This window comes from Nonomuraea sp. SBT364 (genome assembly GCF_001083785.1).
In the GTDB taxonomy this organism is placed as follows: Bacteria; Actinomycetota; Actinomycetes; order Streptosporangiales; family Streptosporangiaceae; genus Nonomuraea.
The window spans coordinates 136,553-148,769 of sequence record NZ_LAVL01000003.1; the positions used below are offsets into that span (position 1 = coordinate 136,553).

Below are 12,217 nucleotides of genomic sequence, written 5' to 3' on the forward strand. Positions count from 1 at the left end.
GCGCATCTCTTCCCTCACGGAATGGAGCCTCATTCATGAAGTCCTCTGTGTTAGCGCGGAAGGTGGCGGCGTTCGGCGCCTCCACGTTCGTGCTGGCCGGCCTGGTAGCGGGGCTGGTCTCCAGTCCCGCTCAGGCTGCCACGGCCTCCTCGGCGACCGCAGGTGCGGCGGCCACCAAGACGAAGGCCAAGGTCTCCGTCTCCACGCCCAAGGTGTCGGAGCGCGACTACGTCGGCGCCTGCCCGGTGTCGGTGACGTTCTCCGCCACGGTCAAGGTCTCGAGCAAGGCCAAGACCACGCTCGCCTACCGCTGGCTGCACGGCGACGGCTCGAAGAGCACGGTCAAGACCGTCAAGGTCAAGGGCAAGAAGTCCGTGAAGGTCACCGAGAAGGTCACCTTCAAGGGCGACGTCAAGGGCTGGCAGGCCCTGCAGGTCCTCGGCCCCCGCAAGGTGACCTCGAAGAAGAGCTACTTCTCGGTCAACTGCATGAAGCTCGAGGGCACCCGCGACGACGTACGGGTCTCGGCCCGCGCCTGGGCGAGCCCGTCCCACTACGTGGGCTCGTGCGACACCGGCAAGCGGATCCACTTCACCGGCCGGATCAGTGTGAACCGCCCGGCCTGGGTGCGCTACCGCTGGGTCGTCAACGGTGACGTCGTGGACTACGGCAAGGTCAAGGTCTGGGACTCCCGCAAGGTCTACGCGGGCATCACGGCCCGTCACAGCCAGCGCGGCTCGGCGGTCCTGCAGATCCTGAGCCCGGACCGCGAGTCGTCCAACCGGGCCTACTACAAGGTCTGGTGCAAGGACTACACCCCGCCGGCTCCGGCCGTGAAGGTCTCCGTCTCCGACCTGGTGACCGCGACCAACCACGACGGCTGCAAGGTGAGCGCGCACGCGAACGTCAACCTCACCCGTGGCGCCGACGTCCGGTGGGCCTGGTCCGTCAACGGCCGGACGGTGGAGCAGGGTTCGCGCTACTTCGGCAGCGGCTCCAAGAACGTCTCGCTCTCCCAGCGGGCGCTGTACGGCGCCGCCAAGAACGGCGGCAAGATCACGCTGTCGGTCCACGGCCCGAACAACGGCGACTCCATCACGCAGTCCTACTCGGCGTGTGAGGAGCCCAAGCCCGAGCCCTCCTACGAGGTCTCCGGCGCTTCGGTGACCGCGAGCGAGACCACCTGCCCGGCCGGCAACCTGTCCGGTTCGGCCACGGTGCCCGGCAAGAACGGTTTCAAGGGTCAGGCCGTGTGGACGTACGAGGGCACGCACCTCGGCTCCGCCAACATCGGTGACGGCTCCACCACGGTCTCCTTCCAGCAGGGCTTCAACAGCCTGACGAAGGACGGCGTGGCCGAGCTGAAGATCTTCGACCCGAGCGGCAAGCTCCTGAAGGTGGTTTCGGCCTCCTTCAAGGCGCCTTGCATCCAGGTCTGAGTTCGCTGAACCGGGTGGCGCCTGGCGCCACCCGGTTTTTCTTTTGCCACTACTGCGCTATACACAGTAGTGTGCATGGCGTGGATAGCAGCCAGTTGCTCAAGGGCGTGCTCGACCTGGCCGTCCTGGCGGTGCTCGACGACCGCGACGGCTATGGCTACGACGTCGTCCGCAGGCTCAGGGAGGCCGGGCTCGCCGAGGTGGGCGACGCGTCCGTCTACGGCACGCTGCGCCGCCTGTTCAAGGCCGGCGCCCTGACCTCGTACGTGGTCGCCTCCGACGAGGGGCCGCACCGCAAGTACTACGGGCTCAACGACACCGGCCGCCGCCTGCTCGCCTCGTCGGCCGCGACCTGGACCTCGTTCGCCGCCACCATGGACTCCCTGTTGAAGGAGGGGCCGCATGACTGATCACGACGCTTACGCGCGGGCCGTACGGGAGGCGCTGGCGCGCCATCCCGAGCGTGAGGAGCTGCTGGAGGACCTGGACGACCATCTGGCGGAGATCGCGGCCGAGTCGGACGCGCCGCTGGAGGACCGGCTGGGCCCGCCCGCCGCGTACGCCGAGGAGCTGCGGGCCGCCTACGGGGGCCGTCCCGAGGCCGGGAAGGGGCGCAGGGGGCCGCGTGAGATCGTCGCCGGGTTGCGCGCCCGGGTGCGGCGGCACAGGCTCTACGGGCGCGTCACGGGCTTCCTGGGAGAGTTGCGGCCGGGCTGGTGGGTGCTGCGGGGCTACGCGCTGGCCATGGCGGGCCTGGCGCTGGCGACCGGCCCGCGCCCGGCGTCGGCCGGGACCCGGCTCGTCCCGGGCGACGCGGTCGAGTTGCTGGTGGTCGTCGCGGCCGTCGCGGCGTCGGTGTGGTTCGGCGGGCGGCGCGGGGGATGGCCGGTCGTCTCGCTCGCCGTCGCCGTCGCCGTCAACGTGGTGGCCGCCGTGGCGCTGGTGGCGGGGATGGTCGCCGGGGCCTCCGGGCCGGTCGTGCAGCAGGCGTTCGCCCCGGTGCAGCAGTCGCGGCAGCCCGACGTGGTGCTGGTCGGCTCGGGGTCGCCGTTCGTCGGCGACGTCAGCAACATCAAGCCGTACAAGGACGGCAAGCCGCTGACCGGCGTGGACCTCTACGACCAGGACGGCAGGCCGCTCGTGCTGTCGCCGGAGGAGCACGGCTTCGAGCTCGACCCGTCGTGCGGCGAGGTGCTCCGCAACCGCTACCCGCTGCCCCTGGTGACCGTCGAGCAGGCCGAGGAGCGGCGCCTGCGCGAGCAGGAGGGCGAGCAGGCCGACGTCGTGCCCGCGCCCTCGGCCTGCGCGACGTCCGAGCCCGGCTGATCGGGCACCATCGGTGTCATGAGCTTCGTACCTCCCGGCACCGGCTGGCCCGACGACCCCGCGACCGCCGCCACGCCGGTCGCCGCCGATCCGGCCGGCGTGCGTGAGCTGGCCGGTTCCAGCCGCGACCTGGCCGCCCTCACCGCCCGGCAGTCGGTGTGCCGGGCCTGCCCGCGCCTGGTGGCCTGGCGTGAGGAGGTGGCCGAGGTCAAGCGGCGGGCGTTCGCGGACGAGACCTACTGGGGGCGGCCCGTCGCCGGGTGGGGGGACGAGCACCCCCGCATCCTGCTCGTCGGCCTGGCCCCGGCCGCCCACGGCGGCAACAGGACCGGCCGGATCTTCACCGGCGACCGCAGCGGCGACTGGCTGTTCGCCTCCCTGCACCGCACCGGCCTGGCCGTGCAGGAGACGAGCACGTACGCCGGTGACGGGCAGAGGCTGGTCGGCACGCGGATGCTGGCGTCGGTGCGGTGCGCGCCGCCCGCGAACAAGCCGCTGCCCGAGGAGAAGGCCACCTGTTTCCCCTGGATGTCGCGGGAGATCGCGCTCGTGGCCGGTTCCGTCCGGGTGGTCGTGGCGCTCGGCGGCTTCGCCTGGCAGGCCATGTGGCCGGCGCTGCGGGAGGCGGGCTACGCGCTGCCGCGCAGCCGGCCGCCGTTCGGGCACGGCGTGGAGGTCGAGGTCTCGTACGGGAGCGCGCCCGTGACGTTGCTGGGCTGCTACCACCCCAGCCAGCAGAACACGTTCACCGGCCGGGTGACCGCCGAGATGCTCGACGACATCTTCGCCAGGGCGGTCGAGCTGGCGGTGTGACGCGTCGCACCGTCTCCCCATTGGCCTTCGGGGATAAGCGTGACGTAAGCTTGTGAATGCTTTCACAAGCTATCCATCAAGGGATGGGGCCATGAACAAGCACATCTTGATCGTCGGCGGCGGCTACGTCGGTCTCTACACGGCACTGCGTCTGCAGCGCAAGCTCTCGCGGGAGCTCCGCGCCGGCGAGGTGCGGATCACGATCATCGATCCCCAGTCCTACATGACCTACCAGCCGTTCCTGCCGGAGGCGGCGGCGGGCAACCTGTCGCCCCGGCACATGGTCGCCCCGCTGCGGCGGGTGCTGCCCAAGGTGGGCATCCTCAACGGCCGGGTGACCAAGGTCGACCACTCGGCCCGCACGGTCACCTTCCAGCCCGCCGAGGGCGCGCCGCGCGAGGTCGCCTACGACGTCATCGTCATGGCCGCCGGCTCGATCTCGCGCACGCTGCCGATCCCCGGGCTCACCGACATCGGCATCGGCTTCAAGACCGTGGGCGAGGCCATCGCGCTGCGCAACCGGGTGCTGCACCTGCTCGACGTGGCCGAGTCGACCGAGGACCCGGAGGTGCGCCGCAGGGCGCTGACGTTCGTGGTGGTCGGCGCGGGCTTCGCCGGCGTAGAGGCGCTGGCCGAGCTGGAGGACATGGCCAAGCACTCCACGCGCTACTACCGCAACATCAAGCCCTCGGACATCCGCTGGGTGCTCGTCGAGGCGACGAACCGGGTGCTGCCCGAGGTGGGCCCGGAGATGGGCAAGTGGACGCTGGAGCAGCTGCGCGAGCGCGGCATCGAGGTCAAGCTCGACACCCGGCTCGAATCATGCATCGGCGGCCACGTGGTGCTCAGCGACGGCTCGGAGTTCGAGGCCGAGACGCTGGTGTGGACGGCGGGCGTCAAGCCCAGCCCGGTCGTCGCCGACAGCGACCTGCCGCTCGACGAGCGCGGCCGGCTGAAGACCACGACCAAGCTCACGCTCGCGGGCACCCGCGACGCGTTCGCCGCCGGTGACGCGGCGGGCGTGCCCGACGTGACCAACCCCGGCCAGTACTGCGCGCCCAACGCCCAGCACGCCGTCCGCCAGGCCAAGGTGCTCGGCGACAACATCGTCCGTCACCTTCGCGGGCACGAACTCGTCGATTACCGCCACAAGTATGTCGGATCGGTCGCCGGCCTCGGCCTGCACCAAGGCGTCGCCAACGTCTACGGCGTCAAGCTTCGCGGATTCCCTGCGTGGTTCATGCACCGCACCTACCATCTGTCGCGGGTGCCTACGCTGAACCGCAAGGTCCGTGTCGTCGTCGACTGGACCCTGGCCCTGTTCTTCAAGCGCGAGACGATCTCGCTGGGTGAGATGGAGCACCCGCGCGACGGGTTCAGGGCCGCCGTCGCCACCATGCGACGCTAGCCCAGGCACGGCAGCGCCCCGGCGGTCCCGCCGGGGCGTTTTCGGCACCCACGGACAGAAACACGAAAGGGGTGCCGCCGGTGGGGCTATCAGCGGTGACCGTGCTCGGCGTCGACAGGCCCGGCGTGATCGCCGCGGTCACCGGTTCGCTCGCCGACTGCGGGGCCAACATCCACGACTCGACGATGACGCTGCTCGGCGGCCACATCGCGATGATGCTGCTCGTCTCCGGCGACCTGAGCTCCGACGAGCTGCTGGAGAAGCTCTGCGTGCCCGACACGGTGGTGACCGCCTCCGCCGTCGAGGCCAGGCGCTACTTCCGCGGGCAGTCCAAGGGCATCGGCTACGTGCTCACCGTGCACGGCCCCGATCGGCCGGGCATCATCTCGGCGATCAGCGCCGTGCTGGCCGACGACGGCGGCAACATCACCGGCATGAGCACCCGGCTCTCGGGCCGCCTGTACGTGCTCATCGCCGACGTCGAGCTGCCGGAGAAGGTCGACGTGGCCGCCCTCATGCGCAGGCTGGCGAACGCCGGCGCGGGCCTCGACTCGGAGATCACCTTCCGCCCCGTCGAACCGGACCTGTTGTGAACGTCCGGCCGGGGACCGCCCGCGCGCTCCTCGGCGCCCCGCACCCCGTCCTGTCGTCGCCCGCCGAGCAGGTCGACCCCACCGCCCCGGAGGTCGTGGCCGCCGCGGCCGACCTCCTCGCCACCCTGCGCGACGAGCCCGCCAGGACCGGCCTGGCCGCCCCGCAGATCGGGCTGAGCTGGCGGCTGATCGCCTTCGACGCCGGCCGCCATCCCCGGAGCCGTTCCTCGGCCGGAGAGCTCGTCATGGTCAATCCTCGCCTCACGGGGGCGTCCCGCTGGGACCGCGGGCGCGAGGGCTGCGCCTCCATAGCGGGTCTTTTAGGAGATGTACGGCGAGCGTCGCGTATCACCGTACATGGGCGTTTGCCAGGAACCGGGAAGCCCGTCACCATCGAAGCGGATGCATTCGAAGCTAGGTGTATTCAGCACCAACTGGACCATCTGGACGGCGTACTCTTCCTGGACAGAGTGTCTGGAGCCCTATCACTTCACCGCAGACTTCACACTTGTGACGCCTGATGCGAAGTTGTGCTCCTCGGAAGCATGGTCCGTTTCGTATGATTGCGGCGCCCCCGTAGCCCAATGGCAGAGGCAAACCCCTTAAAAGGGTTGACGTGCGGGTTCGAATCCCGCCGGGGGCACCGGCTTCTACCATGGGAAATGCTTCATTTATCGGCCCGACGACCTTGGGAACTTCCGCGGCGTGGCGTTCGTTGTCCCCCCGGCTGAAGTCTCGAAACTACATAGATCCGAGCGCGAGTTGACCTAGGTGCCGTCCGGTCCCATAGGCTCGGCGCACAGGAGGCAGCGATGGAGAGCAAGAACCCCGTTTTCAGCAGATCACGGCAGTCGGCGGGCTGGGGCGGCCAGGCCCCGACGCCTGACCAGCTGCAGAACATGTACGACGCCCCGTCGTACAGCCCCCCGGCGCCCCCCGCCCACCGCACGATGACGATCGACGACGTCGTGGTCCGCGGCTTCATGACGCTGGGCACCCTCGTCGTGGCCGCCGGCGCGGCGTGGTACCTCAAGGTGTCCATCCCCGTCGCCATCGGCGCGGCCCTCGTCGCGCTGGTGCTCGGCCTCGTCGCCTCGTTCAAGCAGAGCACCAACCCGGCGCTCATCCTCGCCTACGCCGCCTTCGAAGGCGTCTTCCTCGGCGCGCTCAGCCGGGTCTTCGAGTCCGCCACCAGCGGCATCGTCGTGCAGGCGGTTCTGGGCACCGCGATGGCGTTCGGCGGCGTGCTCGCCGTCTACGCGCTGCGCATCGTGCGCGTCACCCCCAAGATGGTCAAGTACGTGATCGCCGCCGCGGTCGCCGCGCTGGGCCTGGTCCTGGTCAACCTGCTGGCCGGCTTCTTCGTCGAGGGCGGGCTCGGGCTGCGCGAGGCGGGCCCGCTCGGCTACGTCTTCAGCGCCGCGATGATCCTGCTCGGCTGCTTCTTCCTGCTCCTCGACTTCGACGCCGTCGAGCAGGGCGTCAAGCAGGGCGCGCCGGAGAAGTTCGCCTGGCAGTGCGCGTTCGGCCTCACGCTGAGCCTGGTCTGGATCTACCTGGAGGTGCTCCGGTTCCTCTCGTACTTCACCAGTAGCGACTGACCGAGAGTCACCGAAGGGCCCCGCCGGATCCGGCGGGGCCCTTTCGCTGTGCGACGGGAAATCTACCTGCCGTGACAAGATCCTCCCACGTTGGGGCCTTGCCATATGCCTGCCGGTGTTGCAGTGTCAAGCAAAGGACCTTAATCCGTGGAGGTGCCCATGTCCTTGAACCACTCACCGGAGACGCAGACAAAGCTCATCGCCAGAGTCCCTGCCATCACGGGACGCGAACTCCCCGAGTGGTTCCAAGCCATCGACAACGGCCCGGCTTTCCTGAGGTGCGCGGAGCGGGCCAACTGGCTTGCCGACGAGCACGGGCTGACCCACGGCTACGCCGCCGCGATCGTGCACGAACACGAGCGGTACCGCCGTAACCGCATGGGCTTCATCTAAGCCCTCCCGACGACCCGCGCCCGTGCCACGCACGGGCGCGGAATCATGACACGGCCCCCGCGCGCTGGCACCCACGGACCCGAACGCGCGATCATGGCCGCATGGACCTCGACAAGGCACGCGACTTCCTGGCCCGCAACCATCGGGCCATCCTGCTGACCAAGCACGCCGACGGCCGCCCCCAGATGTCCCCGGTGGTGGTGGGGGTCGACGACGAGGGACGCGTCGTCGTCAGCACCAGGGAGGCCGCCGCAAAGACCCGCAACGCCCGCCGCGACCCCGGCGTGGCCGTCTGCGCCTTCACCGACGGCTTCTTCGGCGACTGGGTCCAGGTCGAGGGCACGGCGGAGGTCGTCTCGCTGCCGGAGGCCATGGACGACCTGGTCGCCTACTACCGGGGGGTGTCGGGCGAGCACCCCGACTGGGACGACTACCGCGAGGCGATGCGCCGCGAGCACCGCGTCATCATGCGCATCACCCTCGACCGGGCCGGCCCCGACGTCCACAGGTGACCGTCCTCGTACGGTGAACCGGCGGGCGTCGCCCGGACGCCCGCCGGACGGGTCAGCTCAGGCGCTCCAGGATCATCGCCATGCCCTGGCCGCCGCCCACGCACATCGTCTCCAGGCCGATGCTCTTGTCGTGGTGCTGGAGGCTGTTGATCAGCGTGGAGGTGATGCGGGCGCCCGTCATGCCGAACGGGTGACCGACGGCGATCGCGCCGCCGTTGACGTTCAGGCGGTCCAGGTCGATGCCCAGGTCCTGGTACGACGGGATCACCTGGGCGGCGAACGCCTCGTTGATCTCCACCAGGTCGACGTCCTCGATCGCCATGCCGGCGCGCGAGAGCGCCTGCTTGCTCGCCTCCACCGGGCCCAGCCCCATGATCTCCGGCGACAGGCCCGTGACGCCCGTCGACACGATCCGGGCCAGCGGCGTGATGCCCAGCTCGGCGGCCTTCACGTCACTCATCACCACGACCGCCGCCGCGCCGTCGTTGAGCGCGCAGCAGTTGCCCGCCGTGACGGTGCCGTCGGGACGGAAGACCGGGTTGAGCGAGGACACCTTCTCGTACGTGGTGCCGGCGCGCGGGCCGTCGTCCTTGCTGACCACGGTGCCGTCGGGCAGCGTGACCGGCGTGATGTCCTTCTGCCAGAAGCCGTCGGCCAGCGCCTTCTCGGCCAGGTTCTGCGAACGTACGCCGAACTCGTCCTGCTCCTTGCGGCTGATCCCCTTGATCTGGGCCAGGTTCTCGGCCGTCTGGCCCATCGCGACGTAGATGTCGGGGACCGTCCCGTCCTCACGCGGGTCGTGCCAGGTGCGTCCGCCCTCGCCGAACGCCTTCGTCCTGGCCCGGGCCTCACCGAACAACGGGTTCATCGTGTCGGGCCAGCCGTCGGAGTTGCCCTTCGCGAACCGCGACACGGTCTCCACGCCGGCCGACACGAACACGTCGCCCTCTCCGGCCTTGATGGCGTGGAAGGCCATCCTGGTGGTCTGGAGCGACGAGGAGCAGTAGCGGGTGACCGTGGTGCCCGGCACCCCGTCCAGCCCCAGCAGCACCGCGACCACGCGGGCCATGTTGAACCCCTGCTCGCCGCCGGGCAGCCCGCACCCGAGCATGATGTCGTCGATCGTCCCCGGGTCGAGCTGGGGCACCTTGGCGAGCGCGGCCTTGATCATCTGCACGGTCAGATCGTCGGGACGAATCTCCTTGAGCGACCCCTTGCCGGCCCGTCCGATGGGCGAGCGGGCGGTTGCGACGATGACTGCCTCGGGCATGGCCCCTCCTTTGTCAGCACAGTGACTAGAACTATATTCCAATACCTCTCCGTCATCACGCCCCACCCACGCATTCTTACCGCCGGGCGGCGGTTCAGGCAGGTGGCCGGGGGTGTGCCTGTCGCAGGATGCCTGCCGGGAGCTGGTCCGACGGGCTCGGCGCCACGACCACTCGCCGAGCTTGGTCGAACGCCGCGTCCCGACGTGCCCGGGGTGCGCGCGGCCGCCACCAAGCCGCACCGGCGCCCGGTCGAGGCCACGCCTTTCTGGGGTGTCCCCGAGGGCGCACCTTTGGAGGGACGCGCCGGGCCCCCGGGGAGTGCGGCCCCGGGGTGGCCGGTGGTCGAGGGGGGCAGGCAGGGGTCAGCCGTACATGCCTGGGGTGGTGGCGGTGCGGTCGTTGGTGGCGTGGACGTGGCCCTTCTCGTCCCGCCAGAGCCGCCAGCCGTCCTGGCTGCCGGTGAACCAGGAGGGCGGGGTGGCGGCGTCGGGGATGCGCTTGCCGGTGGACAGGTTGTACTCGCACAGGGCGGCGGTCGAGTAGAAGCCCGGTGCCTGGCCGCGCAGGGGGAGGGGCTTGGGGTCGGTGACGCAGAAGGACCAGCCGCGCTGGTCGTCGACGGGGACGGACTTGCCGGTGACGAGGTCGAAGGCGGACCCCTTGTGGCCGTGCTTGAGGAAGCCGAGCTTCTCCATGCGGCTGGGGAAGGCCAGCCACCAGCCGGAGCCGGGCACGTCGGAGGCGGTGATCTGGCCGACGACGCGGCCGGTCCCGGAGTCGAGCCGGGCGAAGCCGCCGTAGGCGCCCTGCTGGTCGACGGGCCGTACGACGGGGGCGAAGCCGGGGCTGCCCGAGGGGTAGACGCGGACGACGGAAGGCCGCATCCAGTTGATCGTGCCGTCGCTGATCTTGATGGAGAACAGGCCGAACGCGGAGACCTTCTTCGTCTGCGGGTTGGTGTAGGGGGCGACGTAGCCGATCAGGTTGTCGCCGGTGGCGCCGAAGGCCCAGCCGCCCGACATGTCGATGCCCGGGCCGAGCGCCTGCTCGATCGGCTGCTGCCACTGCAGTTTGCCGGTCTTCAGGTCGTACGACTCGATCATGGGGTTGGCGGCGAGCCGGAGCATGAGGACGCGGCCGGCGTCGGACCACTCGACCTCGGCGATGCCGGGCAGCTTCCACAGCTGCTTGCCGGTGGCGGGGTCGAGGACGACGACGCGGGCCTTGGACAGGGCGGTGTGTTCCGACAGGCAGACGTAGGGCCCGCAGCGCTGGGGGCCGAAGGTGGAGTGGATGGGCCGGGTCCACTTCTGCCGTCCGGTGCGGGCGTCGCGGGCGACGAGGGTGGCGTTCCAGTTGCCCTTCTTGGCGGGGTCGAGGGCGGCGATGACGGCGCCCTTGCCGGTGTCGACGAGGGCGGGGGGCGAGACGCCCATGCCGGGGAGGCGGCCCGCCATGGTGGCGGGGTGGGCCCAGAGCTTCTTGCCGGTGGCCTGGTCGAGGGAGACGGTCTCCAGCGTGCCGTCGGGCTTCATGGTGGTGGTGGTGACCACCCCGCCGGCGGCGGCCATCCGGCTGACGGCGTTGATCTCGTTGTTGTGCCAGGTCGGGAAGCTGGCGGTGGCTGCGTCGCTGTTGGAACAGCCGGCCAGGGCCAGGGTTCCGGCGAGGGCGAGAGCCGGTGTCGCGAGAGGCCGGAGCACGGGCAATTCACTCCAAAGGTGGACGACGAGTGACGGCCCCGGTTCGGAGGGTGACCGGGTTCAGGCGTCGTTCAGCCCCTCCCCGAGTCGCCGGCGGAACAGGTTGACCCACTTGCCGTGGGTGCCGCTGGCCCGCCCGTCGACCCGGGTCGCGGAAACCTCGGTGCCGGGCTCCTCCGCGGCCGTGGCCGCCGCAAGGTAGATCGGTTGCAGTCCTTCGCCGCGCGCGGGCCGAGGCTCGGGCCACAGTCCCAACGCGGCGCATACAGAAGGTAGCACCGCGTAAGCAGCCTGTGCGTAACCTCGGTCAGATGGATGGAAACGATCCGGTCCGAACATCTCGCCCGGGTTTGCGTGGAATTCCTCGCCGAGGAGGTCGGCGAACGCCACCGTACGGCCGCCGGCGTCGACCACGCCGACCGTCTGGGCGGCGGCGATCTGGCGGCTCCAGCGCCGCGCCACCCAGCGCAACGGCTGCGCGATGGGCCGGATCGTGCCCAGGTCGGGGCAGGTGCCGACGACCACCTCGGCGCCGGCCTCGCGCAGCCGCCTGACGGCCTTGGTGAGGTGGCGTACGGCGGTGGCGGGCGAGGTCTGGGTGATGACGTCGTTGGCGCCGACGAAGATGACGGCCACGTCGGGCCGCAGTTCCAGCGCCGCGTCGACCTGCTCGGCCAGCTCGGCCGAGGCCGCCCCGGACTTGCCGACGACGCGCAGCCGTACCGGACGCTCGGCGACGGCGGCGAGGCCGCACGCGATGAGCACGCCGGGGGTCTTGCCGGGATCGGTGAGGCCGAGGCCGACCGAGGTGGAATCGCCGAGCATGGCCAGCTTGAGTGGTTCGCCGGGGAAATCGCCGTAGTCGCCGTCGGAGGGCGGGCCGTCCATGCCGTGCGGGCGCCCGATGGTCTTGCGGGCCAGCATGCCCTCCGCGATCAGCAGGCCGTAGGCGGTCGCGCCGAGCGCCGTCAGGCCTCCTCCCCCCAGCGCCGCGGCTGTTGCGATCCTGCGCGCCGCGCGCGCCATGCCCGCTGGCCAGACCACGTGTGTCCTCCCAACCGAACTCGGCGGTAGCGTTTGCATGAAACTAGCCGAGGGCCTGCCAACCGTACGGGATCTCGGCCCCGGACCAGCTGACCAAGCTTCGGTAAAGAAGGT

At 70.4% G+C, this 12,217-nt stretch carries 13 protein-coding genes and 1 tRNA gene; 11 read left to right on the top strand and 3 right to left on the bottom strand.

What is annotated here, in order from left to right:
* Window positions 1-35 precede the first annotated feature (35 nt).
* The 11 genes from ADY59_RS02985 (at window position 36) to ADY59_RS03035 (ending at window position 8,085) form a co-directional block, all read left to right on the top strand.
* The gene (locus ADY59_RS02985; RefSeq protein ID WP_156325257.1) at window positions 36-1,439 is read left to right on the top strand and encodes a hypothetical protein; all 1,404 of its coding nucleotides are present in this window, start codon (window positions 36-38) and stop codon (window positions 1,437-1,439) included.
* Window positions 1,440-1,519: 80 nt separating this feature from the next.
* Entirely contained in the window at window positions 1,520-1,849 is a 330-nt protein-coding gene (locus ADY59_RS02990) for a PadR family transcriptional regulator (protein WP_049557213.1), read from the top strand.
* A complete protein-coding gene (locus ADY59_RS02995) occupies window positions 1,842-2,765 on the top strand; it encodes a hypothetical protein (protein WP_049557214.1) in 924 nt (307 codons plus the stop codon). Before ADY59_RS02990 ends, ADY59_RS02995 begins: the two co-directional genes overlap by 8 nt.
* 18 nt (window positions 2,766-2,783) lie before the next feature.
* Window positions 2,784-3,578 carry a uracil-DNA glycosylase gene (locus ADY59_RS03000; protein WP_049557215.1) on the top strand — a complete coding sequence of 265 codons (795 nt, stop codon included), beginning with the start codon at window positions 2,784-2,786 and terminating at the stop codon, window positions 3,576-3,578.
* 91 nt (window positions 3,579-3,669) lie between these two features.
* A complete protein-coding gene (locus tag ADY59_RS03005; RefSeq protein WP_049557217.1) occupies window positions 3,670-4,986 on the top strand; it encodes an NAD(P)/FAD-dependent oxidoreductase in 1,317 nt (438 codons plus the stop codon).
* Window positions 4,987-5,066: 80 nt separating this feature from the next.
* Complete coding sequence (locus ADY59_RS03010; protein WP_049557336.1) at window positions 5,067-5,579, top strand: glycine cleavage system protein R; 513 nt, start codon at window positions 5,067-5,069, stop codon at window positions 5,577-5,579.
* Entirely contained in the window at window positions 5,576-6,100 is a 525-nt protein-coding gene (locus ADY59_RS03015) for a peptide deformylase (protein WP_049557219.1), read from the top strand. Before ADY59_RS03010 ends, ADY59_RS03015 begins: the two co-directional genes overlap by 4 nt.
* Before the next feature lie 49 nt (window positions 6,101-6,149).
* Window positions 6,150-6,222: transfer RNA gene (locus tag ADY59_RS03020), tRNA-Leu, on the top strand.
* Between the two features lie 169 nt (window positions 6,223-6,391).
* Complete coding sequence (locus ADY59_RS03025) at window positions 6,392-7,180, top strand: Bax inhibitor-1/YccA family protein (protein WP_049557220.1); 789 nt, start codon at window positions 6,392-6,394, stop codon at window positions 7,178-7,180.
* Window positions 7,181-7,339: 159 nt separating this feature from the next.
* Window positions 7,340-7,573 carry a DUF4287 domain-containing protein gene (locus ADY59_RS03030; RefSeq protein ID WP_049557338.1) on the top strand — a complete coding sequence of 78 codons (234 nt, stop codon included), beginning with the start codon at window positions 7,340-7,342 and terminating at the stop codon, window positions 7,571-7,573.
* 101 nt (window positions 7,574-7,674) lie between these two features.
* Entirely contained in the window at window positions 7,675-8,085 is a 411-nt protein-coding gene (locus ADY59_RS03035) for a PPOX class F420-dependent oxidoreductase (RefSeq protein ID WP_049557222.1), read from the top strand.
* Window positions 8,086-8,137: 52 nt separating this feature from the next.
* Here ADY59_RS03035 and ADY59_RS03040 read toward each other — a convergent pair whose 3' ends face one another.
* From ADY59_RS03040 to ADY59_RS03050, 3 genes are all read right to left on the bottom strand, one after another.
* Entirely contained in the window at window positions 8,138-9,355 is a 1,218-nt protein-coding gene (locus ADY59_RS03040; protein WP_049557223.1) for an acetyl-CoA C-acetyltransferase, read from the bottom strand.
* Between the two features lie 363 nt (window positions 9,356-9,718).
* A complete protein-coding gene (locus ADY59_RS03045) occupies window positions 9,719-11,059 on the bottom strand; it encodes an outer membrane protein assembly factor BamB family protein (protein WP_231618509.1) in 1,341 nt (446 codons plus the stop codon).
* A 60-nt stretch (window positions 11,060-11,119) separates the two neighbouring features.
* Window positions 11,120-12,103 (bottom strand): SGNH/GDSL hydrolase family protein, encoded by a 984-nt coding sequence (locus ADY59_RS03050; protein WP_231618510.1) that lies wholly within the window; start codon window positions 12,101-12,103, stop codon window positions 11,120-11,122.
* Window positions 12,104-12,217: the final 114 nt, after the last annotated feature.